This window comes from Rhodanobacter ginsengisoli (genome assembly GCF_042657065.1).
GTDB classification, from domain to species: Bacteria; Pseudomonadota; Gammaproteobacteria; order Xanthomonadales; family Rhodanobacteraceae; genus Rhodanobacter; species Rhodanobacter ginsengisoli.
In genome coordinates this window covers 26999-53427 of record NZ_JBHSNF010000005.1, presented here as the reverse complement: position 1 = coordinate 53427, position 26429 = coordinate 26999, and the positions used below count along the sequence as shown (strand labels likewise).

Genomic DNA, 26429 nt, shown 5'->3' with positions numbered 1-26429 from the left:
CCCCGGTGTCGTTGGCGGTGGGAAACGGGTGCCCGCGGACGAAGCGTGCAGCACCATCATCATCGTGGCGAGGCGGGCAGGCGAATGAACGGATCGGGACGGGAAACGGCATCGCATGTGGCCCGATGGCTGGGTCGAAGCCTGTGGCTGCTCGGCCTGCTGCCGGCTCTGGCGGCGGCTGCCGCACCGGAGCGCACCTTCTTCCGCTCGTTCGAGCTCGCCGAGCCGGCACCGCTGGCCGCGCTCCCGGGTGCATCGTTCAGCGTCGAGCCGGTCGGGGGGCCGTCGCCGGACGCCGCGCTCACCGCCAAACCCGGGGTGGGGTTCAGCGGGCTGCACTCGCTGCGCTATCACGGCAGCGCCAGTGGCCGGCAGCAGGCGGACCTGTTCGAGGTGAACCTGCCGGTGCAGGCGGACACGCAGCTGTCGTACCTGCTCTTCCCGTGTTCCAACGCGCACGACCTGCGCAATCCGGCGAACTACGTGGCGGTGGATCTGCTGTTCGACGACGGCAGCCGGCTGTCCACCCGCGGCGCGCTGGACCAGCATCGCATCGGCGCGTCGGCGCGCGCACAGGGTGAGGGGCGCACCCTGTATCCGGATCAGTGGAACGACCTGTCGATCGACGTCGGCGGGGTCGCCGCCGGACGCACGATCAAGCGCATCGTGCTGCTGCATGACGGCCCCGCCGCCATGTTCGACGGCTACCTCGACGACCTGCGCATCGGCCCGGCCGTGGCCGATGCGCGCCGGCGGCCCAGCGAATTCGTCGACACCCGTCGTGGCAGCCATTCGAATGACCGTTTCTCGCGCGGCAACACCTTCCCCGCGGTGGCGATGCCGCACGGCTTCAACTTCTGGACGCCGGTGACCGACGCGGGCTCCGACTGGATCTACCAGTACCAGCAGCGCAACGGGCCCGCCAATCGCCCGCGGCTGGAAGCGTTCGCGCTGTCGCACGAGCCGAGCCCGTGGATGGGCGACCGGCAGACCTTCCAGCTGATGCCGGCCGCGGCGAGCCACGGGGCGCCGGACGTGCACCGCGCGGCGCGGGCGCTGAGCTTCAGCCGCGCCCGCGAGACCGCCCAGGCGCACACCTATCGCGTCGCGTTCGACGACGGCATCGTCACCGAGGTCGCGCCGACCGACCACGCCGCGATCTTCCGTTTCACCTTTCGCGGCGATCGCTCGCAGTTGATCTTCGACAACCGCGACGACCGGGGCGGCATCGTGCTCGCTCCGTCGCGACGCAGCTTCAGCGGCTGGTCCGACGTGAAGAGCCGGCTTTCCGCCGGCGCCGGCCGGCTGTTCTTCTACGGCGTGGTCGACCGGCCGGTGCGCGCGAGCGGGCGCCTGCGCGGTGCCGGGCGCGACCATGTCGCGGCCTGGTTCGGCTTCGATACCGCGAAATCCAGGGTGGTGAACCTGCGCATCGCGACCTCGCTGATCAGCATGGCCCAGGCACGGCACAACCTGGCGCTGGAGATCGCGCCGGGCGATCGCTTCGAGGACGTGCGCGACCGGGCGCAGCGCGCCTGGGACGAGCAGCTGGGCATCGTCAAGGTGCGCGGCGCCAGCCGCGACGAGCTGACCACGCTGTATTCCAACCTGTATCGGCTGTTCCTGTATCCGAACGAAGCGTACGAGAACACCGGCAGCACGGCGCATCCGCGCTGGCGCTACGCCAGTCCGTTCTCCGCCAAAGTGGCGGCCGACACACCGGCCCACACCGGCGCGCGCATCGTCGAGGGCAAGCCGTTCGTCAACAACGGCCTGTGGGACACCTACCGCACCGCGTGGCCGGCTTATGCCTTGCTGACGCCGACCAGGGCCGGCGAGATGATCGACGGCTTCGTGCAGCAGTACCGCGATGGCGGCTGGATCGCGCGCTGGTCCTCGCCCGGCTTCGCCGACCTGTTGGTCGGCACCAGCGCCGACGTGGCGTTCGCCGACGCATGGCTGAAAGGCGTGCACAACTTCGACGTGCGCTCGTTCTACCAGGCGGCGCTGAAGGACGCGACCGTGGTCAGTCCGCTGGCCGGTACCGGCCGCAAGGGGCTGCAGCGTTCGATCTTCAACGGCTATACCGATACCGGCGTCGACGAAGGGCTGTCCTGGTCGACCGCCGGCTACCTCAACGACTTCGGCATCGGCAACCTCGCCGCGGCGCTGGTCGTGCGGCAGGCGAAGGACGATCCCTACGCGGCGCATTACGCCGACGATGCGCGCTACTTCCGGCAGCGGGCGCTCGGCTACCGCAATCTGTTCGATCCGCAGGTCGGCTTCCTGGTCGGCCGCGACGCCGCCGGCAAGTGGCGCTACGACAAGGCCCACTTCGACCCGTTGCGCTGGGGCGGCGACTATACCGAAACCGATGCATGGAACATGGCGTTCGACGCGCCGCAGGATGGCGCCGGGCTCGCCGCGCTGTACGGCGGTCGCGCCGCGCTGGCGGCGAAACTCGACGCGTTCTTCGCCGCCCCCGGCCACTTCCATGTGGGCAGCTATGGCGAGCCGATCCACGAGATGCTGGAGGCGCGCGACGTGCGCATGGGCCAGTACGGCCACAGCAACCAGCCATCGCACCACATCATCTACATGTACGACGTCGCCGGGCAGCCGTGGAAGGTGCAGGACAAGGTCCGCGACGTGCTCAGCCGGCTGTATGTCGGCAGCGAGATCGGCCAGGGCTATCCGGGCGACGAGGACAACGGCGAGATGTCCGCCTGGTACCTGTTCAGCGCCGCCGGCTTCTATCCGCTGCGCGTGGGTACGCCGGAATACGTGATCGGCGCGCCGTACTTCCCGCACATGGACATCGCGCTGGAGAACGGCCGGCACCTGGTGATCGACGCGCCCGCGGTCAGCGACCGCAACCGCTATGTCCAGAGCCTGCGCGTGAACGGCCAGCCGTGGAACCGGCTGACCCTGCCGCATGCGTTGCTGGCGCAAGGCGCCACGCTGCAGTTCACGATGGGGCCGCAGCCGTCGCACTGGGGCAGCGACGAGGGCGCGCTGCCGCCGTCGCTCACCCCGGCCGGGCGGCTGCCGCAACCGCTGCGGGATTTCACCGCCGATGCGGGAACGAGCATGCGCAGCACGCCGGTGCTGGCCGACCTGCCGAGGTTGTTCGACAACGATTCCGGCACGGAAGCGGCGCTGCCCATCGGCGGATTCACGATCGGCTGGCAGTTCGCGCAGCCGCGCCGGGTCAGCCTGCTCACGCTGACCTCGGCCGCCGCCCGCGGGGCGCCTTCCGGCTGGCGGCTGCAGGCATCGGCCGACGGCGTGCGCTGGATCACGCTGGATACGCGTGCCCATGAAAAATTTGCTTGGGCACGGCAGACGCGGGCTTTTGCCGTCGCCGCGCCGGATGAATATGCGTATTACCGGCTCCGCTTCGATCCGGCGCGCGCGGGCGGGGCACGCGCGCTCGCCGAAATCGAGTTGCTGGGGTCCGTGCCCCCGGCGGCCGATTCAGCGATGCGCCACCAGCGCCCGCTGGCGCATCCAGCAGGCGACGCTCATGCGGTCGCGCGTGGCCGGTAGCACCTCGTGTTCGAACTGCGCCGAGAGGAACAGCACCAGACTGCCGGCATGCGGGTAGACATCGCGCGGTGAGCCGTCGGCCAGGTACAGCCGCAGCGCGCCGCCGTCGGCGTCGAGCCAGCCATGGTTGAGATAGAACACCGCCGAGACTACCCGCGCATCGTTGCCGCGCAGGCAGTCGAGGTGCCGCGCGTAACCCGCACCGGGCCGGTACACCGCGTAGTGGGATTCGCAGTCGACCAGGCCCAGCATCAGCTCGCGGCTGAGCGCGAGGCGCAAGGCATCGACCCGATCGGTGAATGCCTGCTGTGGTGCCGTCATCGCACCGCCGGCAAACCAGTGCGTGCTGTCGCCGCGCAATGGCGAGGCGGCGCGGCCCGCACCGGTGCGTGCCGGCAGCAGCAGCTTCGCGTCGTGCATCGCTCGACATTCGTCGGCCAGCGCCTGGGTCTGCGCCGCATCCAGCAGGTTCGACAACACGCACCAGCCGTCGGCGGCGAGTGCGCTCGCCGCGCTGCTGAATTCTTGGGGACGGGTGTTCATCGGGTGCCTGGCTTGCACGGAACAGCGGAATCGCCGATCCCGTGCAGGCCCGCGGGCCGGACAAAGAAAACGGTGGTGGCTTGCGCTGCGGGGAACCAGCGTCGGCAGCAGCATACGCCGAAACCACGGGGCCCGGACGGCGCGCCGGGTCAGCGCCGGCGCAGCGGATCCAGCAGTGACGACAGCCCGTTGTGGTCGAGTTCCAGCATCAGGGCCAGCAGCCGGCCCAGCTGGCCGGGCGGAAAGCCCTTGCGGGCGAACCAGGCCAGATAGGCGCCCGGCAGGTCGGCGATCAGGCGGCCCTGGTATTTGCCGTACGGCATCGTCGTGGTCACCAGTCGCTGCAGGTCTTCGGCTTCCATCGGCGCCTGCCTAGCGGGCGAACAACTGCGCGCGATCGGCGAAGGCCTTGAACTCCAGCGCGTTGCCGCACGGATCGAGCAGGAACATCGTGGCCTGCTCGCCGGGCTGGCCCGCGAAGCGCACATGCGGTTCGATCACGAACCGGGTGCCCGCCGCACGCAGCCGCTCGGCCAGCGCCTGCCAGTCGGCCATCGAAAGCACCAGGCCGAAGTGGCGCACCGGCACGGCGTCCCCATCCACGTCGTGCGCGGCCACCGCGCGGGCTTCCTGCGGCGCCAGGTGCGCCACGATCTGATGCCCGTGGAAATCGAAATCGACCCAGTCGGCGCTGGAACGACCCTCCGGACAGCCGAGCAGCTCGCCGTAGAACGCGCGGGCGTGGGCCAGCGAGGTGACCGGGAACGCGAGATGGAACGGTGGCAGCTCGTGCATGGAAGGAGTCCGGGGAGCGAAACATGAAGCTTCACCGCACACCGGCCGGCGGTCAATGCGATGCATGGTCTGCACCCATGCTGGAACAACCGAGAGCGAGGCACGGCTGCTGCGCACGCCGGAGGGCGAATGGCGGGAAGGGCCGTTGCCGGCTTGCACAGTCTCGGCGCGGCAACCGGAAAATCACGCCGGGCAGTAACGGTTCCGGCGTTCGGATGGCGCGTGCAGCACCTGGTCCAGGTAGTAGCCGAGGAGGCCGCGCGCGAGCTTGAATCGATCGGCCGGCACCAGTCCCTCGACATCGTGCAGCCAGCGGTCGGTGCACACGGCGTCGCCGGCGTGGCTGGCGGCACAGTCGAGCAGCGCATCGAAGGCGCGGCGGTAGCGATGAAACCCGGCGTGGTCCATCGCGGCACCATGGCCGGGCACCAGCGTCACGAACGGCAGCGCATCCAGCGTCGCCAGCTGCGCCCGCCAGCGGGGCGGACAGGCGGTGTCGAGCAGCGGCGCGGGCAGCGTGACCAGATCCCCCGCCAGCAACACCCGCGTCTGCGGGTCGTAAAGCCAGACGTCGCCGGCGGTGACCGCGTCCCGGGCGAGGCCAAGATGCACGGGACGGCCCGCCAGCATCCGATCGCCATCGTGTTCCACGAAATGATCGGGCAGCAGTTCGCGACCGCGGTCGATGGTGGCCATGTCGCCCTCCACGTCGGCGAGCTGCGCCGCGGGAATCTTGTGTTGCGCGATCAGCGCGGCCGCCTGCTTGCGGCTGTCGGCGAGGAAGCCGGTGAGTGCGCCTTCGATGGCATGGCTGGCGTAGACCTGCAGTTGCGGATACGCCGCGCGCAGCATCGGGTTGCCGCTGACATGGTCCAGATGCCAATGGCTGTTGACGACCGCCACGATGGGCAAGCCACTGGCATGGGCGTGATCGAGAATGCGGCGGGTGTGCGCCGGATGGCGCCCGCTGTCGAACACGATCAGGCCCTCGGTGCCGCGCAGGACGATGCTGTTGCCATCCGGTTGCCTGCCGGGCACGAAAGTACCGGGGATCAGCACCATGTCACGCGCGACAGGCACCTCCCGGCGGCTGTCCGGCGCATGCGCCGGTGCGGCGGACCCGGTGAGTACGGCGAGGGCGAAGAAGCCAAGCAGGGTCGGAAGCAGCGGCAGGCGCATCGCGGAATTCTCCGGGCAGGCAGGCGCACTGTGCGAGCTCCCGACGGCCACACGCAATAGGCCAGAGGTCGGTGCCTCCCGGACAACGGGCTGCCGCGTGGCCCGTTGTGTCTCGCCTCGCTCAGTCCGCCGCTACGCAACGCCCCTGCGCCCACGCCCGGAGCGCCTGCACCTGCTCGCGCATCAGCACCGACAGCGGTCGGGTCTGTTGCAGCGCGTCGAGCAGGGTGGCCTGATCCGGCGCGGTGCCGGTGCCCGCCGCGTCGTACAGCGCGCTGACGATGGTCTGCTCGATTTCGGCGCCGGAGAAGCCGTCGCTGGCGGCGGCGAGCACGGCCAGGTCGAAGCGGTCGAGCTCGAGCTGGCGGCGGGCCAGATGCAGCGCGAAGATCTCGCCGCGCACCGCTTCCCGCGGCAGGTCGACGAAGAAGATCTCGTCGAAACGGCCCTTGCGCAGCAGCTCGGGCGGCAGTTCGTCGACCGCATTCGCCGTGGCGACCACGAACACCTTGGCCTTGCGTTCGGCCATCCAGGTCAGCAGGTAGCCGAGCACGCGGCGCGACACGCCGCCGTCATCGCCGCCGCCGGCCAGGCCCTTCTCGATCTCGTCGATCCACAGCACGCAGGGCGCCAGCAGTTCGGTGCTGGCCAGCGCCTCGCGCAGGTTCTTCTCGGTCTCGCCCTGGTACTTGTTGTACAGCGTGCCGAAATCCAGCCGCACCAGCGGCACCCCGAAGCCGCCGGCGATCGCCTTCGCGGCGAGGCTCTTGCCGCAGCCCTGCACGCCGAGCAGCAGCACGCCTTTCGGCGGATCGAGCATCGGCGTGGCGGACGGATCGAGGAACACGGCACGCCGCCGCCTCACCCACTCTCGCACGCGGCCGACCCCGGCGATGTCGGCGAAGCTGGCGGTGGCGTATTCGAAGTGCAGCAGGCCAGAGCGGTTGAGCAGGTCGAACTTCGACTGCATCAGCACCGGCAGGTCGTTGGGGCCGAGCGCGCCATCGTGGTAGATCAGCTTGCGCACGATGCGGCGCGCGTCCGGCGCGGACAGGCCCAGCAGGTTGCGCACGATGGTGCGTGCGGCCTCGTTGTCGACCTCGATCCGGCGACCCTGTTCGCGCTGCCAGCCGGCGGCCTCGCCGCGCAGGATGCCGGCCAGCTCCTTGATGTCCGGCAGCGACAGCGGCACGCGCAGGGCCAGCGCCTCGAGTTCTTCGGGCAGTTCGATCCGGGCGCCGACCAGCACCACCGTATGCGCGGCCGAGCGATGCCGCTGCACGATCTCGCGCAGCTGGCGCAGGCTCATCGCATAGCCCAGCAGGCCGTGGAAATCGAACATCAGGTAGATCCCGCGCTGCTCATGTGCGCGGATCGCCTGCAGGGTGGCGGTGGCATCGGGCGCCACCTCGCCGTCGAGCTGGGCGAAGTCGAGCCGGCGCAGGCCGTCGGTCAGCGTCCAGCGCCACAGCGGGTGCAGCGCCCGGGCGATCACGTGGCGAAAGCACTCGATCACCCGCTGCTCGTCCACCGTCTCGATCACCAGCAACGGCGTAGCCGCACGCACCAGCGTGGTGAGATCGTCCAGCTCGCTCATGTTCACCCCTTGGCCAAGGGCGCCACGGTAGCAGAGCGCTGCGGTTTCCGGTGTCACCTGCCCGGGTATACGCTGGGAGCCCCGCGCTGAAGGAGATCGCCGATGCGTGCCTGGTTCTCGTTGTTGCTGGTCGTCCTGTCGCTGCCGGCCGCCGCCGCGCCGCCGCTGGATCGGCTGAGCCTGCCGAAGGGCTTCCATGTCGCGCTGTATTCCGGGCAGGTGCCCGACGCGCGCGAGCTCGCGCTGGGTACCGGCGGCACCGTGTTCGTCGGCTCGTCCGGGGCCGGCAAGGTCTATGCGCTCACCGACAGCAACGGCGATGGCGTGGCCGACCGGGTGCGGGTGGTCGCCAGCGGCCTGCGGGATCCGATCGGCGTGGCGTTCCACGACGGCGACCTGTACGTGTCGGCGGTCAGCAGGATCCTGCGGCTGCGCGACATCGAGCGGCATCTGGATGCGCCGCCCACGCCCGAACCGGTCACCGACAAGCTGCCCACGGAAGGCCATCACGGCGGCAAGTTCCTCGCGTTCGGCCCGGACGGCAAGCTGTACGTGCCGATCGGCGCGCCGTGCAATATCTGCGACCCGGCACCGGATCACGGCAAGCTGATCCGCATGAACGCGGACGGCAGCGGCTGGGAAGACGTGGCGCTCGGCATCCGCAACACGGTCGGTTTCGACTGGCAGCCCGGCAGCCGGCGGCTGTGGTTCACCGACAACGGCCGCGACCTGATGGGTGACGACGTCCCCAGCGATGAACTGAACGAGATCCGTCGGACCGGCCAGCATTTCGGCTATCCGTACTGCCATCAGGGCGACGTCCCAGATCCCGAGTTCGGTCGCGGCAGGCACTGCCAGGACTACACCCCGCCGGTACTGAAGCTGGGTGCGCACGTGGCCTCGCTGGGCATGCGTTTCTACACCGGCAGGCAGTTCCCGGCCAGCTACCGCGGCGCGATCCTGATCGCCGAGCACGGCTCGTGGAACCGCACGAAAAAATCCGGCTACCGGGTGATGACGGTGCGCCTGGACGGCAGCAAGGTGCGGTCCTACGAGCCGCTGATCACCGGCTTCGAGCAGAACGAACGCGCCTGGGGCCGGCCGGTCGACGTGCAGCCCTTGCCCGACGGCAGCGTGCTGGTCAGCGACGACCTCGCCGGCGCGGTGTACCGCGTGACGTATCGGCCGTAGGCTACAAAGCTCAACCCTGTTCCCGGAGGAAATCCCATGCAGCTGCGCAGCGACAATTTCGAGAACGGCCAGCCGATCCCGGCCACCTTCGCGTTCGGCAAGCGGGCGGACCCGTTTGCACTGTCGGACAACCGCAGTCCGCAGCTGGCCTGGAAGGGCGCACCGCCGGCCACCCGTTCGTTCGTGCTCACCTGCATCGACCCCGACGTGCCCAGTCGGGGCGACGACGTGAACCAGCCGGGCCGCACCGTGCCGGCGGAGTTGCCGCGGGTGGAATTCGTGCATTGGCTGATGGCGAACATCCCGCCCGAATGCGGCGAGCTGAGCGCCGGCGCCTGCAGCGACGAAGTCACTCCGCGCGGCAAGCGCGATCCGTTCGGACCGCCCGGCAGCGTACAGGGGGTGAACGATTTCACCGGCTGGTTCGCCGGCGATGCGGACATGGGCGGCGAGTACCTGGGTTACGACGGCCCGTGCCCGCCATGGAACGATGCGCTGCTGCATCACTACCACTTTCGCGTGTATGCGCTGGACGTGGCCACATTGCCGCTGGTCAGGGGGTTTTCCTGCGCCGCATTGCGCGCCGCGATGGCCGGGCACGTGCTGGACGAGGCGGAGCTGACCGGCACCTACAGCCTGAATCCGGCCGTCGCGGGCTGAGCTGACGTCGGCGCCGCGTGCAGGGTCGCGGCGCCGCCCTTCACGCCCGCATGGCACGGGTTGTGGGTGAATGGAAACACGCGGTCTTCCCCGCCGCGGTGCCGTTTACTATCAAAGAGGATGCCCTCATGCTTCATTACGCCCTGGTTTTCCTGGTCATTGCGATCATTGCCGCCGTACTCGGCTTTGGCGGCATCGCTGGCGCCGCCGCCGGGATAGCGAAGATCCTTTTCGTGATTTTCCTGATACTGGCGATCATCGCGTTCTTCCGTCGCGCCAGTTGACGGCAACATATCGAGGCGCCTTGCGCCACAATGATTCCCTTCCGGAGCACCCCATGAACAAGCAAGTCGAAACCCAAGAGCAGCTGGCTGGCAAGCGCATCGACGATCGGATCGACGATCGTGCCGAGCGCATCAAGCAGGCCACTTCCCATGCCGTGTCCAGCACCAAGGAAACGGTCGAGCGGGCCGCCGACAAGGTCGAGGAGAGCCTGCACCACGCCACCGACAAGGTCGCCGACACCGCCCACCGTGCCACCGACAAGGCCGCCGATCTCGGCGAGCGAGGTCGCGAGGTCTATGACAGGACGGCCGACCGAGCCGACGAGTGGATGGAACAGGCGCGCGAATACGTGCGCGAGAAGCCGGTGCAGGCCGTCGCCATCGCGCTGGGTGCCGGCTGGCTGCTCGGCCGTATCCTGCGGCGCTGAGCCGGCGGACCCGGGGGCAGGGAATGCACGACGAGGGTGAAACAGCTCGCGAGGCGGCGCCGGATCCGGCGCCGCCGTCGTCTGGGTTGCTGACCGAAATCGGTCAGCTCGGTCGTGCGGTCAAGCAGCTGTTCGGGGCGCAGATGCACCTGCTGGCCGCCGAGCTGGGGCTGGCGCGCAGCGCGATCTCCTGGTTGCTGGTGGCAGGACTGGCGGCCACCGTGGCCGGGGTCGGGGTCGGCCTGACCGCATTGGGCCTGATCGGCGTGCTGCTGGCCGACTGGTTCGGTTCCTGGACCTGGGCGCTGCTGGTGCTGGTCGTGCTGCAGCTGATGTTCCTGATCGGCGCGATCCTGCTGTTTCGGCGCTGCATGCACTGGATGAGCCTGCCGGCCACCCGCGGTGAATGGAGTGCCATGATCCGGGACGCCGGGCACAACGCCGACGCCCGGAGCGAATCGGACAAGCGGAGAGAGGAGCGGTCATGAAGGTTTTCGAGCAGATCGCCAAGGTGCACCGGGCCGAGTTGCGCATGACGGCGGCGCGACATCGGCTGAGTCCGCCGGCCGCCGCGCTGCTGGCGCGCGGCCGCAAGTATCCGTTGACCACCGTGGGCACGGCGGCCGGCGCCGGTTTCGTGCTGGGCAGTCTCAACGTGCACCCGCTGCGCATCCCGGGTCTGGCGCCGCTGCTCGGCGGCGGTCTGGCCGAGGCAGTGGCCTACGGCACGCGCCTGATTGCCGAGCTGGGCACGTTGGGGCTCGCTGCGCACGAACTGGGCGCGAAGAAGAAAACCGGGGCGGACAGCGGTGGCGGCGAACCGTGATGAGCGAACCGGAACAGCTTCCGCCGCCGGACGACATCGACGACCGTGCCACCGACGCGGCGCCGCCGCTCGATCGCAGCCTGGCGGATCCGCTGACCGCGGGCCACCTGCCGCGCCACCTGGAGCGCCGGCTGCATACCGCGCGCGCCACCCGGCGGCATCTGCGGGCGATCCGGATGGTCTTGAACGCGCTGCTGCTGCTGGCGCTGATGTACACCATCACCCTGACCAAGGCGCTGCTGATCCCGCTGGTGCTGGCCGCGTTCATCGGGCTGGCGCTGAACCCGATCGTCGCGTTCGGCACCCGCTTCCATCTGCCGCGCTGGCTGACCGCCAGCGTGCTGATGTTCGGCCTGGTCATCGGTATCGGTACCGGGGTCGGCCTGCTGGCGCAACCGGCGATCGGCTGGTTCCATGGCGCGCCGTCGGCGATCAAGAGCTTCGTACCCAAGTTCAGGAGCGTGACGAAGCCGCTGGAGGCCGCCAACCGCGCCACCCAGACCCTGGTCAGCGGCACCTCCCGGGCCACCACCACGCCGTCCACGCCGATGTCGATCAGCGCCTGGGACGTGGTCTCCACCGCACCGAAGGTGCTGGCGGCCGTGCTCAGCGTGATGCTGCTGGTGTTCTTCTTCCTGATCTACGGCGACACCATGCTGCGCCGGCTGGTCGAGATCACCCCCAGCTTCGCCTACAAGCGGCACGCGGTGACGATCGTGCGCGGGTTCCAGGCCGAGGTCTCGCGCTACCTGCTGACCGCGCTGCTGATCAATGCCAGCCTGGGCGCGCTCACCGCGGGCATGCTGTGGCTGTACAAGGTGCCCGATCCGCTGTTGTGGGGCGCGGTGGCGATGTTCGCCAACTTCATTCCCTACGTGGGCGCGATCGTCACCACCACGGTGCTGGCGGTGGTGTCGATGCTGTACGCGAAGGATGCCAACCTGGAAGTGTTCCTGCCCGCCCTGACCTTTGCCGGAATCACCGCGGTGGAGGGCAACCTGATCACCCCGATGGTCCAGGGCCGCAGCATGCGGCTGAGTCCGATCGCGATCCTGCTGTGGCTGCTGGTCTGGGGCTGGCTGTGGGGGATCCCGGGCGCGCTGCTGGCGGTGCCGATGCTGACCTGCGCCAAGCTGATCTGCGAACGCGTGCGCGGCTGGGAGTGGTTCGCGCTGATCGTCTCGCGCTGACCGCGGGTGCCCGGATCGGGCCGCGCATGATCCGGCGGGACGCCATCATGTCCGATGGCGCGTCCCGCCGGGGGCCTTGTCGTCCGTCACGCCGCCCGCCGCATGCCGGTGCAGCCACGGCAGCAGCGAAAGTCGCCAGATGCCCGACTGTCCCGTGACGTAGACGGTGTGCCCGTCCGGCGCGAGGTGCGCACCCCATGGCCGGTCCCGGTTGACCGCGTCGCCGAGATCGATCGGCCGTCCCCAGTGATCGCCCTCGCGGAAGGCGATGCACAGGCGCCCGAGGCCACCCTTCACCTTGCCGTAGTCGAACACGATGAAGGACTGGTCGGGCGCCACGGCGGGATCGTGGGTGGAAACGACGGGGTCGCCGAGCCGTGCGCGCCCGGGCGGCAGATACTTGCCGTCGCGGTACGCCGAACGCCAGGTGTGCATCGCCTTCGCCCGCGGGTCCCAGCGAATGAAATACAGGCTGCCATCGGCGGCGACGCTGGCGAAATCCACGAAGACATCGTTGTTGACGACGGACCCCAACCAGACCGGCGCACTCCAGCCCTTGCCCTGGCGATCGACCCGCCAGATGTTCGAACCGGGCGCGACGCCACCGGCGAAGTAGTCCTGCACCAGCGGTTTGCCGTCGGGCCGCACGGGGCGATCCGAATTGAACAGCACGTAGCTGCCATCCGGCGCGACCAGCGGATCCTGGTCGAACCAGCGACCCGAGAAGCCGGCCACCTGCGGACGGGACCAGCGGCCGTTCGCCCGGTGCGAGACCATGATGGTCTTGTGCGGGCCGCTGCTGCGGTCGAAGAACACCGTGTTGCCGTCCGGGGTGAAGGCCAGGGTGTCGTCGCTGTCGGGGTGGATGATGCCGTCCAGCGTGACCGGCTGCAGCGCGGCGAGGTCGGGCGTGGCGGCGCGCACGGTGGCGCCGGCAAGCAGCAGGCCCACGGTCAGGCAGAGGCGGGCGGCGTGGGCCGCGTTAGCGGTATGCATCAGTGTGCGGCCTCCCGCGGCGTGGCATCGAGCAGGATGTACTGGCGCTCGACTCCCTCGATGCGGCCGAGCTCGGCGGACTCGAGTGTGACCTCACGCACGCTGATCAACTCGTCGCTGAGCACGATGCCGTCCTGAAAAGTGGTGCGCCCATGCCAGTGCGCGCGGCCGGCCCGCCGCGTGACCTTGTACGAGCGGCCGCCGCGGGTCAGCGTGAGTTGCGGCGCATCGCCCAGCCAGGGTCCGTTGCCGCTGCCTTCGCGCTCCAGCGTGACGAGGTGGCTGGCCGGATCGAACGCCACCACGGTTACCGTCTGCCGGCCGGCCGGGCCCAGCTCCCAGGGCGCGGCGATAGTCACCGTCCAGCGCTGGCCCACGCGCAGCGTGGGCGACGGCCGGCCCCACAGCAGCGGGTCGTAGGCCAATCCGCTGGCGTCGGTGTTGGGCGCGCACTTGCCGTCGAAGCAGTTGGTGGCGCCGCCGTCCGGCAGCTCCACGGTGCCGCTGCCGGCGGGCCGGCCATCGTAGTGGTAGTCGATGTGCAGGCGCGGCGGGATGGCCACGGCGTCGATCACGCGATAGGTGGCGGTGCCGCTGACACGATGCACTGCGTCGTCGACGCCGGGCGCCTGGATGGCGATGGTGCGCGAGAAGACAGTGCCGAAAGTGTCGCCGGCATGAAATGCCGGCGACAGCGCCGGGGCGGCAGCCAGTGGCGTGGCGCCACCGGCCGCGGCCGGCAGGGAGAGCAGGGAGAACAGGGCGGGCAGGATGTGGGTGGGTTTCATGTCGCCTCCATCGTCATGGCGCAATGCCGTTCGCGCGCAGCGCGTCGGAAATGTCCACGCGCCAGATGTTGCGCGAACCGTTGAGTGGTCCGGACAGGCGCCGCTGGAGCGAAGGCGCGTCGTCGCGGGTCTTCGGGAAATGCACCGCGGGTTGCCGGTTGCTCGACACGTACAGCTCGCCGAACCGGCGACCCAGCGCGGGCGCGTTTTCCAGGTCCTCGCTGTTGACGTCGCCGCCCAGGTGCTCGGGCCTGCCCCAGCGGCCGCCGGCCTGGCGGAAGGCGATGTAGATGTCGGCGCGGCCGAGCGAATCGCCCTCGTCGCCGGCGAACAGCACAAACCGCTGCTGCGGATCGATCGCCGGGTCCATGCGGTTGTGCGCGAGGTCGCCCAGGTCGACGCGCTCGGGCCCGGCATAGCCCTGCGCGGTTCGGCGCGCCACGTAGATCTGGTAGAGCTTGCCGGAATCGGCGCGGTGCGCGGAGAAGTAGATGTCGCCGTTGGCGGCGATCGACGGGTTGTAGATCTGTGCGCCGTCGTTGAGCGCGCCATCGACGTGTACCGGCGTGCCCCAGCGGCCATCGCCCTGTCGCTCGACGTACCAGAGGTTCGTACCGGCGAAGCGATGGCCTGCCATTCCGGTCATCAGCGATGCGCCGCCCGGTTGCAGCGGGCGGTTGGAAACGAAATACAGGCGCTGTCCGTCCGGCGAGAAGGCCGGTTCGGAGTCGTGCCACCGACCGGAGAAGGCAGCCACCTGCGGCGCCGACCAGCGGCCGTCTCGGCGCTGCGAGTAGACGATGGTGTCATCCTTTTCGCCCAGGTCCGAGCGCAGGAAATAGACCGTGTTGCCGTCCGGCGCGAACGCCGCGGAGGTCTCCTGCAGACCGGTGGAGATCACGCCGGGGCCGAGCAGCTCGGCTGCTGCTGCCGCGCGGCTGGCCAACGGCGCGATCATGGCCACCGCGGCGCAGGCGGCCAGGATGAGATGGCGGGCGGACATGGGATCTCCTTGGGTGACCGCGGGAAGGTCGCGCTGGCGGGGAGGAATGATCAGTGCCGGTGGTGAACGGCCAGCCACGGCGCCAGCGACAGGCGCCAGATGTGGTTGTTGCCGTTGTCCCACGCGCGCATGCGCGCCAGGTCCGCGCGAGCCTGCGCGGACGAGCGCGGGTAGCTCACCTTCGCCGTGTAGTTGCTGGTGAAGTACAACGTGCGCCCGTCCGGGCCCAGGTGCGAACCCCAGGGTTCGTAGCGGTTCACCGCATCGCCGAGATCGATCGGCGTGCTCCAGGCATCGCCTTCGCGGAAAACGATGTACAGCCGGTCGGGCTTGTCCTTGCCGGCGTAGTTGGCGTCGAACACCATGAACGACTGGTCCGGCGCGATCGCCGGGTCCAGCTCATGCGCGGCCGGATCGCCCAGCGCCAGCCGCTGCGGCGGCTGGTAGCGGCCGTTGCGCCAGGCCGTGCGATAGAGGTGGAACTCGTGCTCGGGCTCGTCGCGTCGCTGGTAGTACACGTCGCCGTTGGCCGCCACGCTGGGTGCGTAGATGCTCGGCGCGTCGTTCACCGCGTCGGGCAGCCGCACCGGCGTGCTCCAGCCGTCGCCACGGCGATCGACCCGCCACAGGTGGCCGCCATGCAGCGCCGGTCCGCCGGCCACGTCGGCCCGGTTGGAGGTGTACACCAGGAACGAGCCGTCCGGCGCCATCGCCGGATCGTGGTCCTGCCATTGCCCGGAGAACGGCGCGATCCGCGGCGCACTCCAGCTGTTGCCCACCCGGTGCGATTCCATGATGAAGCCGTTCCAGCCCGCCTGCTGGTCGAAGTAGACGGTGTTGCCGCCGGGCGCGAAGGTCAGGCAATCCACGCCCGCCGGACCGGAGATCGCGCCGGGCGCGAAGATCTGCGGCGTGGCGGGCGCGATGTCGGTGGCGTGGACGACGGCGATGCTGGCCAGGCTCAGTGCGAGCAGGCTGCGGGCGAGCAGGGTGAGCGGGCGCTGGGTCATGCGAATTGCTCAACGGGGCGAGGGTGCGGTCGAGTCTGCGCGGGGGTGGTGGCGCATCGCTGCCGCTTTGTGATGAGTGGGGATTCGCTGTGACCGGCGGTTGTCAACGTGGGGTAACCGGTTCGACCGCGTCGCGCAACCGCCCCTTTGGTTCATGCACATGCCCGATATGGGTAGAAGGACGAACAGCGGAATCAGCGAAGCAGCGGCGCGATGCAGCAGGAAGTCGCCCGGCTGGCCGGCAGCGGTTCGCCCACGGTGGGACCCGTCGGCAACCAGAAGCGCCATCGCGCCGATCCCGTCTCGCCGATCCACGCCGACGCACGCAACGCAGCGCTCGCCCCGGAAAGCTTTCGATCTGGCCCGCACTCGGTGCGAAACCGCCGCGTCGCCGCGAGAGCAAAAGGTGGACGGTATTGGACGGCTATTCGAAATTAGGACGATGCCCGTCATCGGCCAGGAGGAGACGGTCGCCTCCTGAGTCGGGTTGCTCGATAGCAGACGTTGGAGATTCACTTGCCACGGCGTGTTGCCGATCATCGGTCTTCTTGGAAGTGTTCGCGTTCACGGGGCAGAACCCCGGCTGCATGGCCCACACACAGGTGTGACACGAGTGATGGATCGCTTGGCGCTCAGTTGCGGTCTACGGGGTTCACGCGCTCCGGTGGTCACTATCAATTACCAGAGCCAAAGTGGTTGGCATTCATGCGCAAGCGATGCTCATGTGCCCACGTCGCACTGCACGTAAGACGAATTTCGAATCACTGCAAGTCATCACGGCGAACAGTCCGCCCCTTTCCCGGACGCAACAATCGGCTCTGTGCCTGTTTTGCCGCAGCCATGAATGGAGACTGGCCGAGCGGTTGCTCTCCCGCAGATCCACGACGGACAATTCGCTAGCAATTCCTTAACCAGCTCCATGATTGATTTAGCCCCGAGCCCACGAGTTCAGGTGATGTTTATGCACGATGCCATCAAGAGCGGTGCCGCTGTCCTGAGCCATCGAGCATGGGCAGTCATGGCGCTAACAGTCGGCACCAGCAACCTCCTGGACGTTGTGCACTTGGCTCGCCCGTTCGCGCATGCCCGATGGCGCGACAGGCTTCCCGCGGCTGGCGGGGTGCTTCCGCGCGATGGCGCTGACGGCTGCAGGAGCCTGTCCGCGCAGCGACCGGCGCGGTCGTTGCAGGCCTGCAGCGGTGCGCTGGAACCCTATCGCGGCTGCGAACGGGATAGCGGGGGCCTTTGGGACAGCATCCCGCAACGCAGCGAGCTGGAGCTCGCGCACCTTTGATCCAACCATGGGGACGAGGCTGGCGACTCATCGCGCGATGAGTCGGCAGGCAAGGTGTCCGTTTAACGCAGGGAATTTGGCATGACTGACATCGCAATCATCGGTGGCGGCGCCGCGGGCGCCGCGGTTTTCGGCGAACTGCTGCGAAGACCGGGTCATCGCGGCACTGTTCATTGGATCACCGGATGCGCTTCTCCAGGACGCGGCGTGGCCTACGCTACGGACGACGACCGGCATCTCTTGAACGTGCGAGCAGCGGGCATGGGATTGTTCGCCGAGCAGAAGGACGACTTCCTTCAGCATGCCAACCGCTGCCTTGGCCAGGCGCAAGGCAGCGACTTCCTGCCGCGCCGGCTCTTCGGCGAATTCATCGAGGCCCAGGTGCGCGCGTGCATAAGTGAAGCCCACGGCCACGGCTCCCACTTCCAGATACACCACGTGAAGGCAGCGGCGATCCATCGGGACGTGGACCACCGCTATCGCATCGAACTGGAGCATGGCGACGCGCTCATGGCCGATGCGGTCGTGCTGGCGATCGGCGCGCTGGCACCTCGTCCCTTGAAGACCGCCTCGACAGAGGCGCTGGCCAGTGACGTCTACGTGCTAGATCCCTGGAACCAGAAGGAGCCGGTCAGTCCGCCACGTCGCGTGCTTGTCATCGGTACGGGACTGACCGCGGTCGACACGCTCATCTCTGCCGCCACGCGCTGGCCAAGGGCAGAACTGGTCGCGGTGTCCCGCCATGGCCTGTTGCCGTTCCGCCATTCGGCATCGCCGCTGGCGCCGTACGTGCACCAGGATGAACTGAATGCCGACTTGCTTGCGTGTGACGGCGCAGCGTCCATGGTGCGCCTGGTGCGCAACGCACTGGCCAGTCCTTCGGTGACTGACTGGCGCGCTGTGATCGACGGCATGCGGTCGGTCAACGCCAAGCTGTGGCAGGGCTTCACGCTGGCACAGCGTCGTCAGTTTCTGCGACACCTGCGCTGGGTCTGGGAGGCCTCGCGCCACCGCACCGCACCGGCGTCATTCGAAACTGTGCAGGCGCTCATCGAATCCGGGCGGCTGCAGGTCCATGCCGCCCGCGTACTCGCCGTCGACGGGCGCGGCCCGCTGGCTGTCACGGTGCGCAGCCGGGCGACCCAGCTGACGAGCACGATCGAGGCGGACCGGGTGATTCAGGCCACGGGCTTGGATACCGCCGTCGCCTATGCGCGCGACATTCTTCTGGACCAGCTCCTGCGCGAGGGCCTGGCCACGCCTGATCCGCTGCAACTGGGGATCGCCGCCAGGCCGGACGGTCAGTTGCTTGATGCCGAAGGCCGGGTGCAACCGGGGCTTTACGGCCTCGGCTCGTTGTTGCGTGGCAACCTGTGGGAGTGCACGGCCATGCCGGAAATCCGAACCGCCGCGAGCCGACTGGCCCAGACACTTGCCCCTTCCGATGACCTATCAAGTGCACAAGCTGCTTCGCGAGGATAACGTCATCAGAACGTTAGTGGCATATGGACGTCTAAAAGCAAACACATCTCCGGCATATCCACATGCCAATTGGGGATTTCACCTGCCGCTCGATGCGCCACTAGCCTGACCGTTCATCTCGATACGGGGAGACCACGACGATGAAGATTCGCACCGTACTGTCCGCCATCACCGGCACCCTGCTGGCCGCTTCCGCCATGGCCAGGGACGTCACGCTGCTCAACGCGTCCTACGACCCCACCCGCGAGCTGTACAAGGCGGTCAACAGCGCATTCACTGCCCAGTGGAAGGCCCAGCATGGCGACACCGTCACCATCCGGATGTCCCATGGCGGCTCGGGCAAGCAGGCGCGTGCCGTGGTCGATGGCCTGCCGGCCGACGTGGTCACACTGGCCCTGGCCTACGACATCGATGCCGTGGCCGACCATGGCCTGCTGGACAAGGGCTGGCAACAGCGTCTGCCCGATAACTCCTCGCCCTACGCGTCGACCATCGTGTTCCTGGTGCGCAAGGGCAATCCCAAGGGCATCCACGACTGGAACGACTTGATCAAACCCGGCGTGCAGGTCATCACGCCCAACCCGAAGACCTCCGGCGGTGCCCGCTGGAATTTCCTGGCCGCCTGGGGTTATGCGCTCAAGCGGCCCGGCGGCAATGAAGCCAAGGCGAAAGCCTTCGTGAAGACGCTGTTCCAGCACGTGCCGGTACTGGACACCGGCGCGCGCGGTGCCACCAACACGTTCGCCCAACGCGGCATCGGCGACGTGCTGCTGGCCTGGGAGAATGAGGCGCTGCTGGCCAAGCATGAGCCGGACGGTGACAAGTTCGAGATCGTCGTGCCGTCCATTAGCATCCTGGCCGAACCGCCGGTCGCCGTGGTCGACAAGAACGTTGACGCGCATGGCACCGCGCAGGTCGCGGATGCCTATCTGAAGTTCCTGTATTCGCCGCAGGCACAGGAGATCGAGGCACGCAACTTCTACCGGCCGCGCTCGGAGGCGATCGCCGCCAGATACGCCGCGCAATTCCCCAAGGTGAACACCTTCACCCTGGCGGATGTCTTCGGTACGTGGCGCCAGGCGCAGGCGAAGTTCTTCGCCGATGGCGGCGTGTTCGACCAGATCGGACCAGGCAACTGAGCATGCGCAAACGGGTCTTGCCCGGGTTCGGCATCAGCCTCGGCTACGCGCTTGCGTACGTGGGGCTGATCGTCCTGCTGCCGCTGGCGGCGTTGGCATGGAAGGCAAGCGGGATCGGGCTTCACGGTCTGCTCCACCTGCTCGAGTCGCCACGCACGCTGGCGGCGTTGAAGCTGAGCTTCGGGGGCGCGGTGCTGGCCGCGCTGATCAATGTGTTCATCGGCCTGCTGGTGGCCTGGGTACTGGTGCGCTACCGCTTCCCGGGTCGCCGCTTGCTCGATGCGCTGATCGACCTGCCGTTCGCGCTGCCAACCGCCGTGGCCGGCATCGCGCTGACGGCACTCTACGCCCCGAACGGTTGGCTCGGCCGCTGGCTGGTGCCGATGGGTATCCAGGTCGCGTATGCGCCGTTGGGCGTGCTGCTGGCGATGGTCTTCGTCGGCTTTCCGTTCGTGGTGCGCACCCTGCAGCCGGTGCTGCAATCGCTGGAACGCGACGTGGAGGAAGCTGCCGAAAGCCTGGGTGCGACGCGCAGGCAGACATTCTTGCGCGTGATCCTGCCGCTGCTGGTGCCGACCCTGCTCACCGGATTTGCGCTGGCGCTGGCGCGCGCGGTGGGCGAATACGGCTCGGTGATTTTCATTGCCGGCAACATTCCCATGCGCTCCGAAATCGCGCCCTTGCTGATCGTGCAGAAGCTGGAGGAATTCAACTATGCCGGCGCTGCTGCGCTGGGCGTGGTCATGCTCACCTTCTCGTTCATCCTGCTGCTGCTGATCGCCGTGCTGCAGCGCTGGAGCCGGCGCTGGGCGGAGCGCGCCGCATGAGCGCCCGCACGTCGCGCAGCGCCAGCGCTGGACGGCGGCTCGGTCATGCCGTCATCATCGCGCTGGCCAGCGTGTTCCTGGGCGTGTTTCTGCTGCTGCCGCTGGCATCGGTGTTCGTCGAGGCCTTCCGCCAGGGCATGCACGCCTATCTGGTGAGCCTGCAGCAACCCGAGGCGCTGGCCGCGATCCGGCTGACCCTGCTGGTGGCGGCCATCGCGGTGCCACTCAATCTTGTGTTCGGCGTCGCGGCCGCATGGGCCATGACTCGCTTCGAGTTCCGCGGCAAGGCCGCGCTGGGCGCGCTGATCGACCTGCCGTTCTCGGTGTCGCCAGTGATCTCCGGCCTGGTCTACGTGCTGCTGTTCGGCGCGCAGGGCTGGTTCGGTCCGTGGCTGTCCACGCATGGCGTGAAGGTGATCTTCGCCGTGCCCGGCCTGGTGCTCGCGACGGTCTTCATCACCCTGCCGTTCGTGGCCCGTGAACTGATTCCACTGATGCAGGCACAGGGCAGCGAAGAAGAGGAAGCCGCCCGCGTGCTCGGTGCCAACGGCTGGCAGATGTTCTTCCGCGTGACGTTGCCGAACATCCGCTGGGCGCTCCTCTATGGCGTCTTGCTGTGCAATGCCCGCGCGATGGGCGAGTTCGGCGCGGTGTCCGTCGTGTCCGGCCACATCCGTGGACTGACCACCACCATGCCGCTGGAAGTGGAGATGCGCTACAACGAATACGACTACGTCGGCGCCTTTGCCATTGCCTCGCTGCTGGCCCTGCTGGCGCTCCTGACCCTGGTGGTGAAGACCTTCCTCGAATGGCGATACAGCGACGAGATCGCTGCTCATGCGCCCGGTGGCCACTGAGATCACCCCATGACGCTTCTACTTGATCAGCTCAGCCGCCACTTCACCGACTTCGCCGCACTGGACGACGTCAGCCTGCAGATCGCACCAGGCGAGTTCCTTGCGCTGCTCGGACCGTCCGGATCGGGCAAGACCACCTTGCTGCGCATTCTCGCCGGACTGGACTACCCGGACCAGGGAACCGTCATGCAGGCGGATCGGGATTTTCTCGCCGCCAGCGCACGCGAGCGCAACGTCGGACTGGTGTTCCAGCATTACGCCTTGTTTCGCCACCTGACCGTTCGCGAGAACGTGGCGTTCGGGCTGCGCGTGCGCCCGCGTCGCCGGCGCCCCCCGCGTGCGCAGATCCGCGAGCGAGTGGAACGTCTGCTGAAGCGCGTGCAACTGGAAGAGCTCGGCGACCGCTATCCCAGCCAGCTCTCCGGCGGCCAGCGCCAGCGCGTGGCCCTGGCGCGTGCGCTGGCGGTCGAGCCGGAGCTTTTGTTGCTGGACGAGCCGTTCGGTGCGCTGGATGCGCAGGTGCGTGTCACGCTGCGCCGCTGGCTGCGCGAACTGCACGAGGAGCTGCAGCTCACCACCGTGTTCGTGACCCACGACCAGGAGGAAGCGCTGGAGCTTGCCGACCGCATTGCCGTGATGAACTGCGGCCGCGTCGAGCAGGTCGGCACGCCGCAGGCGGTCTATCAGGATCCGGCCACACCGTTCGTGTGCGAGTTCATCGGCCGCACCAACCGGATCCCGCTGGCTCGCCAGGCGCAGGGATGGCGTGCCGGTGCCTGGCCGCTCGCTACCGATCCGTGGGGCGGGCGCTATCGTCAGGGCGTCGCCTATGTGCGCCCGGAGCACCTCACCTTGCACGTACCCGACGGCCAGCCGGCGTGGGAGGCGCGCCTGCGGCACGTATATCTGGCCGGTAGCGTGGCGCATCTGGATCTCCATGTCGCCGACATCGACCTGGCGCTGGAGGCCGATGTCGCGAGCGAGGATCTCGGTCGCCCGGGACTGCAGCCGGGCGCCTTGCTACGCGTCGCACCAAACCGACTCGTTGCGTTTCCATTCGACGACGACCACGGTGACCGCGCCGTGATCCGTGATCGCTGGACCTGGCGCCCACCTGACCGACGATAGTCGCGATTCCTTCCTTCTCCATCCCGTGGCCGGCCTGGCAGCCGACCGCGTCGGGGCGGTCTGCGCCTGCGCCGCCCCGGTCATCTTCGATGGCCACGCAGGCACACCATGAATAGGGAAACACCCATGAAGGAGACGACGCTGATGGCCGCCTTGCTGGTGGCGATCCCGACCATGGCAAGCGCGGGCGAAGGCAAGACCGACACGTACAACTTCGCCGACAACTGGCCCACGCATCACGTTTTCGACGACGGCACCGACGTGGGCCTAGTACTCAAATACCAATACGACGTCGACCGGTTCTCGAGCGACGGTGGTCGGCTTGCGGATGCACAGGCCAACCGGCGCAAGGAGCTCGGCTTCTACCTGAAGAAGAAAGGCGTCTATGACGCCACGGTGGTCTATGACTTCCAGGCCAAGGCCTGGCTGGACACCTACCTGCGCGTGCAGAGCAAGGCCATCCTGGGCAGGGACATGGGCGCCTTCCGGATCGGATTCAGCAAGACACCGGTGGGCTTCGAGGGCAACACAAGCACCGGTACCACCTCGTTCCTCGAGGCCGCGCTGCCGACACAGGCGATCTACGCCAACCGGCGCATCGGTCTGGACTGGGCATGGGAACGTCCACACTACCTGGTCAACGCGGGCTACTACACCGGCGGCGATCTCAATGGCGACAACGATGGGCACATGGTGGCTGCCCGCTTCGCGTGGGTGCCGCACAACCGGCCCGGTGACGTGATTCACCTGGGCGTTTCCGCCTCTGAGGAATCTCCTGACGGCACGACCAACGGGCGCGGCACCTACACACCACCGACCGCACGGTTGCGTGCTCGCCCCGAGGCCGGACTGGTGGCGAGGCTGGTGGATTCGGGCAACCTCGCCCCGACCGACCATATCGATCGGACGGGTCTCGAAGGCTTGTGGATCTGCGGCCCCTGGTCTGTCCAGGGAGAATACCTTCGTGCTGCGGTCAAGCCGGATGGAGGACGCCCGGATTACAACGCGAGCGGCTACTACGCGTTCGTCAGCTGGGTCGTCACTGGCGAATCGCGGCCCTACTCCGGCGGCAACGTCGGCAACATCAAACCCAAGGGACCGTATGGCGCGCTGGAGCTGGCCATCCGCTATAGCGAACTCGATCTCGACGATCGTCCGATACTCGGTGGTCGTGAGCGCGATTGGACGCTGGGGGCGAACTGGTACATCAACCGCTACCTGAAACTGCAGGCCAACTATGTGCACGCCCAGAGCGACCGACGTGGTTTGACGGTGGATCCCAACGTGGTGGAGATCAGGGCGCAAATCCAGTTTTGATCGGTAGGCGATCTGCAATGAGGGGTCCTGTCCCGCGGAGCTCCCGACACGCCTCCGGGACAGGTCATCCTTGGGGTGGAATCTCCACTCCACCCCTTGACGCATCGCATGCCTCCACCGTCCCGTCCACCACGTGTCGCTATCCAACTCCGCGAACGCCTGAAATAGGTGGCGGTCTCCGCCCATCGCAGCTTGCTCGGCCGTCGTCGCACCTGCAGGGGCGCCTCGGCGGAAGCGGCCGCTCACGAGGAACGCTTTCGATCGGTGGAACAGCCCAATCCGCTCTGATGGTGTCGGCGGGACCGGCAGCAATCTATAGCGGCACCGTGGAAAGTGCACGATGCCCGGGTGTTGCCTGGCACCAATCTTGACCACCGTTTTGAGTGTACGCTGGCGCAGGTTCTCGCTCTCACGCTCGTCACCCCCGATGCCTCCGATGCCATCGCCTCAGAACCACACAGACGTCCAGTCTGAAATCTCCAATGCGGGATCGACGCCGCGCATCACCCTCGCGCAAGCGACTCAGGTATGGGCGAAGATCGGCTGGCTGAGCTTTGGTGGCCCGGCCGGCCAAATCGCGCTGATGCATCGCGAACTGGTGGAGCAGCGGCGCTGGATCAGCGAGTCGCGGTTCCTGCATGCGCTGAACTACTGCATGCTGCTTCCCGGTCCGGAAGCGGCCCAGTTGGCCATTTACATTGGCTGGCTGATGCATCGCACGCTTGGCGGACTCATTGCCGGCCTGCTGTTCGTGCTGCCGGGAGCGATCGTGATGCTTGGACTGAGTCTGCTCTATGCCTCGGTCGGTCAGCTGCCGATTGTTCTGGCGATCTTCTTCGGGCTGAAGGCGGCGGTGCTGGCGGTGGTCGTCGAGGCCGTGATGCGAATTGGCCACCGGGCGTTGAAGGGACGCTTCTTTCTCGCTTTGGCCGTCCTCGCCTTTATGGCCATCCATGCCTTCCGGGTTCCATTCCCGCTGATCATTGCAGGGGCCGCGCTGGCGGGCAGCGTCGCCTGGCGAACGCGGCCCGGGTGGTTCGCGCCAGCGGCATTGGCCGAAGCGCTGGCTGGCGAAGACTATGTGATCGACCGAATGATGCTGCGGGGGCAAACCACCCATACCAGGCCGTCGCCGCGACACGCACTACGTACCGCCACTATCGGATTGCTGCTGTGGGCTGCACCTATCATCGCGGTGATCGTTGCACAGGGGCACCACAGCGTGCTCGCTCGCGAAGGTATGTTCTTCAGCGAAACGGCGGTGGTCACCTTCGGAGGCGCATACGCCGTACTGGCTTTCGTTGCCCAACGGGTGGTGGCCGGTTACGGCTGGCTATCCCCGGCACAGATGCTCGATGGCTTGGCGCTGGCAGAAACCACACCGGGGCCGCTGATCATCGTGTTGCAATTTGTCGCCTTTATGGCCGCGTTCCAGCATCAATCGGGCATGTCGCCTTGGCTCGCCGGCATCATTGGCTCGGCGCTGACGGTCTGGGTCATCTTCGTGCCTTGCTTCATCTGGATCTTCGTCGGCGGCCCTTACATCGAGGCGCTACGCGGCAATCGCACACTGCACGCCGCGCTCAGCGCCGTGACCGCTGCGGTGGTGGGCGTGGTGCTGAATCTGTCGGTGTGGTTCATGGAGCACACGCTGTTCGGTAGCGTTCGGACGCTGAGCATCGGCGTGATCCATCTCGACGTACCGCAACTGGCCACGTTGAACCCTGCGGCGTTGCTGCTGGCTTCCGGTGCCATGGTCGCCATGCTGCGCTTCCACGTTGGCATGACCTGGACGCTTGGGATCTGCGCCTGCCTGGGAGTTGCCCTGCGCTATGCAGGCCTTTGAAAACCAGCAAGCACGTTGCTCCTGAGAACAATATTGAATTTCTGGACAGGCGATTGCGTGGACAATGGCTCGCCGCCTTCCATCTGGGCCTTGTCAGGCCATCATGCAATCCGTTGGGCCAGCGTTGGCCAACCGCTGGCTCGTTGCTGCACCTCTATCGGCGGAAATGGGTCGGTTTCGACTTCTCCCTGTCGCGAGACCAAGCCCCTCCGCAAGCAGCTAAAGACTGTGGGCTCTGCACATTGCTCCATGACCTCTCGATCGAGGAGATGCCCGAAACACTGCGCCTTTCGTGAACCCCACATGTCAAGCGTTGAAGACGGGCCTACCCGAAAGCAGCCGTTCTCAACCGGCTGCAAAGGGTCGCAACCCGCCCTCCACTCGTCTTGGGAACGCGATCATATCCGCCGGCGCGTCTGAGTCTCGGCAGTCACTTTGCGGATGTGCTCGCCGTGGGGCGCACGCTGAGGGATTGCACGTGCAGATGCCGCTTCATTCCG

General features: G+C 67.7%; 24 protein-coding genes. 15 read left to right on the top strand and 9 right to left on the bottom strand.

Features of this window, described 5'->3' with window-relative positions:
* Window positions 1-84: 84 nt before the first annotated feature.
* A complete protein-coding gene (locus tag ACFPPA_RS17740) occupies window positions 85-3549 on the top strand; it encodes a GH92 family glycosyl hydrolase (RefSeq protein WP_377322342.1) in 3465 nt (1154 codons plus the stop codon).
* On the opposite strand, the gene ACFPPA_RS17735 is transcribed toward ACFPPA_RS17740, so the two are convergent.
* The 5 genes from ACFPPA_RS17735 to ACFPPA_RS17715 all read right to left on the bottom strand — a co-directional run bounded on the left by ACFPPA_RS17735 (window position 3478) and on the right by ACFPPA_RS17715 (window position 7663).
* Window positions 3478-4092, bottom strand: coding sequence for a 2OG-Fe(II) oxygenase (locus ACFPPA_RS17735; RefSeq protein ID WP_377322340.1), 615 nt, complete (start codon window positions 4090-4092; stop codon window positions 3478-3480). The genes ACFPPA_RS17740 and ACFPPA_RS17735 overlap by 72 nt on opposite strands.
* 149 nt (window positions 4093-4241) lie before the next feature.
* A complete protein-coding gene (locus ACFPPA_RS17730) occupies window positions 4242-4454 on the bottom strand; it encodes a DUF3820 family protein (RefSeq protein WP_377322338.1) in 213 nt (70 codons plus the stop codon).
* Window positions 4455-4464: 10 nt separating this feature from the next.
* Entirely contained in the window at window positions 4465-4887 is a 423-nt protein-coding gene (locus ACFPPA_RS17725) for a VOC family protein (RefSeq protein ID WP_377322336.1), read from the bottom strand.
* Window positions 4888-5070: 183 nt separating this feature from the next.
* On the bottom strand, window positions 5071-6066 hold the full coding sequence (locus ACFPPA_RS17720) for an MBL fold metallo-hydrolase (protein ID WP_377322334.1): 996 nt from the start codon (window positions 6064-6066) through the stop codon (window positions 5071-5073).
* A 121-nt stretch (window positions 6067-6187) separates the two neighbouring features.
* Window positions 6188-7663, bottom strand: coding sequence for an AAA family ATPase (locus ACFPPA_RS17715; RefSeq protein WP_377322333.1), 1476 nt, complete (start codon window positions 7661-7663; stop codon window positions 6188-6190).
* 102 nt (window positions 7664-7765) lie between these two features.
* Here ACFPPA_RS17715 and ACFPPA_RS17710 point away from each other — a divergent pair, with 102 nt between their 5' ends.
* From ACFPPA_RS17710 to ACFPPA_RS17680, 7 genes are all read left to right on the top strand, one after another.
* Complete coding sequence (locus ACFPPA_RS17710) at window positions 7766-8854, top strand: PQQ-dependent sugar dehydrogenase (protein ID WP_377322331.1); 1089 nt, start codon at window positions 7766-7768, stop codon at window positions 8852-8854.
* Window positions 8855-8890: 36 nt separating this feature from the next.
* Complete coding sequence (locus tag ACFPPA_RS17705; protein ID WP_377322330.1) at window positions 8891-9514, top strand: YbhB/YbcL family Raf kinase inhibitor-like protein; 624 nt, start codon at window positions 8891-8893, stop codon at window positions 9512-9514.
* Window positions 9515-9642: 128 nt separating this feature from the next.
* Window positions 9643-9798: a DUF1328 domain-containing protein gene (locus ACFPPA_RS17700; RefSeq protein ID WP_007809737.1), complete on the top strand. Its 156-nt coding sequence runs from the start codon at window positions 9643-9645 to the stop codon at window positions 9796-9798.
* 53 nt (window positions 9799-9851) lie between these two features.
* Window positions 9852-10226 carry an ElaB/YgaM/YqjD family protein gene (locus ACFPPA_RS17695; protein ID WP_377322327.1) on the top strand — a complete coding sequence of 125 codons (375 nt, stop codon included), beginning with the start codon at window positions 9852-9854 and terminating at the stop codon, window positions 10224-10226.
* Window positions 10227-10249: 23 nt separating this feature from the next.
* Complete coding sequence (locus ACFPPA_RS17690; RefSeq protein ID WP_377322325.1) at window positions 10250-10714, top strand: ABC transporter ATP-binding protein; 465 nt, start codon at window positions 10250-10252, stop codon at window positions 10712-10714.
* Window positions 10711-11052 (top strand): hypothetical protein, encoded by a 342-nt coding sequence (locus ACFPPA_RS17685; protein ID WP_377322323.1) that lies wholly within the window; start codon window positions 10711-10713, stop codon window positions 11050-11052. Before ACFPPA_RS17690 ends, ACFPPA_RS17685 begins: the two co-directional genes overlap by 4 nt.
* Window positions 11052-12242, top strand: a complete 1191-nt coding sequence (locus ACFPPA_RS17680) for an AI-2E family transporter (protein WP_377322321.1) — start codon at window positions 11052-11054, stop codon at window positions 12240-12242. The genes ACFPPA_RS17685 and ACFPPA_RS17680 overlap by 1 nt, the downstream gene beginning before the upstream one ends.
* 45 nt (window positions 12243-12287) lie before the next feature.
* On the opposite strand, the gene ACFPPA_RS17675 is transcribed toward ACFPPA_RS17680, so the two are convergent.
* From ACFPPA_RS17675 to ACFPPA_RS17660, 4 genes are read right to left on the bottom strand one after another with little or no spacing between them, the layout of a single operon-like run.
* Window positions 12288-13238 (bottom strand): TolB-like translocation protein, encoded by a 951-nt coding sequence (locus ACFPPA_RS17675; protein ID WP_377322320.1) that lies wholly within the window; start codon window positions 13236-13238, stop codon window positions 12288-12290.
* Entirely contained in the window at window positions 13238-14026 is a 789-nt protein-coding gene (locus ACFPPA_RS17670; RefSeq protein WP_377322319.1) for a hypothetical protein, read from the bottom strand. The genes ACFPPA_RS17675 and ACFPPA_RS17670 overlap by 1 nt, the downstream gene beginning before the upstream one ends.
* Window positions 14027-14039: 13 nt before the next feature.
* A complete protein-coding gene (locus tag ACFPPA_RS17665; RefSeq protein ID WP_377322317.1) occupies window positions 14040-15029 on the bottom strand; it encodes a TolB family protein in 990 nt (329 codons plus the stop codon).
* Window positions 15030-15079: 50 nt separating this feature from the next.
* Window positions 15080-16039, bottom strand: coding sequence for a TolB family protein (locus ACFPPA_RS17660; protein ID WP_377322315.1), 960 nt, complete (start codon window positions 16037-16039; stop codon window positions 15080-15082).
* 1375 nt (window positions 16040-17414) lie between these two features.
* Between ACFPPA_RS17660 and ACFPPA_RS17655 the strand changes: the two genes are divergently transcribed.
* The 7 genes from ACFPPA_RS17655 to chrA all read left to right on the top strand — a co-directional run bounded on the left by ACFPPA_RS17655 (window position 17415) and on the right by chrA (window position 25929).
* Window positions 17415-18815: an FAD/NAD(P)-binding protein gene (locus tag ACFPPA_RS17655; RefSeq protein WP_377322313.1), complete on the top strand. Its 1401-nt coding sequence runs from the start codon at window positions 17415-17417 to the stop codon at window positions 18813-18815.
* Between the two features lie 140 nt (window positions 18816-18955).
* The gene (locus ACFPPA_RS17650; RefSeq protein ID WP_377322312.1) at window positions 18956-19954 is read left to right on the top strand and encodes a sulfate ABC transporter substrate-binding protein; all 999 of its coding nucleotides are present in this window, start codon (window positions 18956-18958) and stop codon (window positions 19952-19954) included.
* Window positions 19955-19956: 2 nt separating this feature from the next.
* Window positions 19957-20781, top strand: a complete 825-nt coding sequence (gene cysT / locus ACFPPA_RS17645; protein ID WP_377322310.1) for a sulfate ABC transporter permease subunit CysT — start codon at window positions 19957-19959, stop codon at window positions 20779-20781.
* Window positions 20778-21638, top strand: a complete 861-nt coding sequence (cysW, locus tag ACFPPA_RS17640) for a sulfate ABC transporter permease subunit CysW (protein WP_377322308.1) — start codon at window positions 20778-20780, stop codon at window positions 21636-21638. The genes cysT and cysW overlap by 4 nt, the downstream gene beginning before the upstream one ends.
* A 9-nt stretch (window positions 21639-21647) precedes the next feature.
* Window positions 21648-22766, top strand: coding sequence for a sulfate/molybdate ABC transporter ATP-binding protein (locus tag ACFPPA_RS17635; RefSeq protein WP_377322306.1), 1119 nt, complete (start codon window positions 21648-21650; stop codon window positions 22764-22766).
* Window positions 22767-22892: 126 nt separating this feature from the next.
* Window positions 22893-24083: an OprO/OprP family phosphate-selective porin gene (locus tag ACFPPA_RS17630; protein WP_377322304.1), complete on the top strand. Its 1191-nt coding sequence runs from the start codon at window positions 22893-22895 to the stop codon at window positions 24081-24083.
* A 436-nt stretch (window positions 24084-24519) separates the two neighbouring features.
* Window positions 24520-25929, top strand: coding sequence for a chromate efflux transporter (gene chrA / locus ACFPPA_RS17625; protein ID WP_377322302.1), 1410 nt, complete (start codon window positions 24520-24522; stop codon window positions 25927-25929).
* Window positions 25930-26429: the final 500 nt, after the last annotated feature.

Excerpts from the sequence above, each read along its gene's own strand:
- ACFPPA_RS17655 (WP_377322313.1), top strand. The coding sequence starts at position 17,415 with ATGACTGACATCGCAATCATCGGTGGCGGCGCCGCGGGCGCCGCGGTT.
- cysT (WP_377322310.1), top strand. The coding sequence starts at position 19,957 with ATGCGCAAACGGGTCTTGCCCGGGTTCGGCATCAGCCTCGGCTACGCG.
- ACFPPA_RS17675 (WP_377322320.1), bottom strand. The coding sequence starts at position 13,238 with ATGCATACCGCTAACGCGGCCCACGCCGCCCGCCTCTGCCTGACCGTG.
- ACFPPA_RS17710 (WP_377322331.1), top strand. The coding sequence starts at position 7,766 with ATGCGTGCCTGGTTCTCGTTGTTGCTGGTCGTCCTGTCGCTGCCGGCC.
- ACFPPA_RS17740 (WP_377322342.1), top strand. The coding sequence starts at position 85 with ATGAACGGATCGGGACGGGAAACGGCATCGCATGTGGCCCGATGGCTG.
- ACFPPA_RS17680 (WP_377322321.1), top strand. The coding sequence starts at position 11,052 with ATGAGCGAACCGGAACAGCTTCCGCCGCCGGACGACATCGACGACCGT.
- ACFPPA_RS17730 (WP_377322338.1), bottom strand. The coding sequence starts at position 4,454 with ATGGAAGCCGAAGACCTGCAGCGACTGGTGACCACGACGATGCCGTAC.
- chrA (WP_377322302.1), top strand. The coding sequence starts at position 24,520 with ATGCCATCGCCTCAGAACCACACAGACGTCCAGTCTGAAATCTCCAAT.
- ACFPPA_RS17635 (WP_377322306.1), top strand. The coding sequence starts at position 21,648 with ATGACGCTTCTACTTGATCAGCTCAGCCGCCACTTCACCGACTTCGCC.
- ACFPPA_RS17715 (WP_377322333.1), bottom strand. The coding sequence starts at position 7,663 with ATGAGCGAGCTGGACGATCTCACCACGCTGGTGCGTGCGGCTACGCCG.
- ACFPPA_RS17720 (WP_377322334.1), bottom strand. The coding sequence starts at position 6,066 with ATGCGCCTGCCGCTGCTTCCGACCCTGCTTGGCTTCTTCGCCCTCGCC.
- ACFPPA_RS17665 (WP_377322317.1), bottom strand. The coding sequence starts at position 15,029 with ATGTCCGCCCGCCATCTCATCCTGGCCGCCTGCGCCGCGGTGGCCATG.
- ACFPPA_RS17630 (WP_377322304.1), top strand. The coding sequence starts at position 22,893 with ATGAAGGAGACGACGCTGATGGCCGCCTTGCTGGTGGCGATCCCGACC.
- ACFPPA_RS17690 (WP_377322325.1), top strand. The coding sequence starts at position 10,250 with ATGCACGACGAGGGTGAAACAGCTCGCGAGGCGGCGCCGGATCCGGCG.
- cysW (WP_377322308.1), top strand. The coding sequence starts at position 20,778 with ATGAGCGCCCGCACGTCGCGCAGCGCCAGCGCTGGACGGCGGCTCGGT.
- ACFPPA_RS17670 (WP_377322319.1), bottom strand. The coding sequence starts at position 14,026 with ATGAAACCCACCCACATCCTGCCCGCCCTGTTCTCCCTGCTCTCCCTG.
- ACFPPA_RS17650 (WP_377322312.1), top strand. The coding sequence starts at position 18,956 with ATGAAGATTCGCACCGTACTGTCCGCCATCACCGGCACCCTGCTGGCC.
- ACFPPA_RS17695 (WP_377322327.1), top strand. The coding sequence starts at position 9,852 with ATGAACAAGCAAGTCGAAACCCAAGAGCAGCTGGCTGGCAAGCGCATC.
- ACFPPA_RS17705 (WP_377322330.1), top strand. The coding sequence starts at position 8,891 with ATGCAGCTGCGCAGCGACAATTTCGAGAACGGCCAGCCGATCCCGGCC.
- ACFPPA_RS17685 (WP_377322323.1), top strand. The coding sequence starts at position 10,711 with ATGAAGGTTTTCGAGCAGATCGCCAAGGTGCACCGGGCCGAGTTGCGC.
- ACFPPA_RS17735 (WP_377322340.1), bottom strand. The coding sequence starts at position 4,092 with ATGAACACCCGTCCCCAAGAATTCAGCAGCGCGGCGAGCGCACTCGCC.
- ACFPPA_RS17660 (WP_377322315.1), bottom strand. The coding sequence starts at position 16,039 with ATGACCCAGCGCCCGCTCACCCTGCTCGCCCGCAGCCTGCTCGCACTG.
- ACFPPA_RS17700 (WP_007809737.1), top strand. The coding sequence starts at position 9,643 with ATGCTTCATTACGCCCTGGTTTTCCTGGTCATTGCGATCATTGCCGCC.
- ACFPPA_RS17725 (WP_377322336.1), bottom strand. The coding sequence starts at position 4,887 with ATGCACGAGCTGCCACCGTTCCATCTCGCGTTCCCGGTCACCTCGCTG.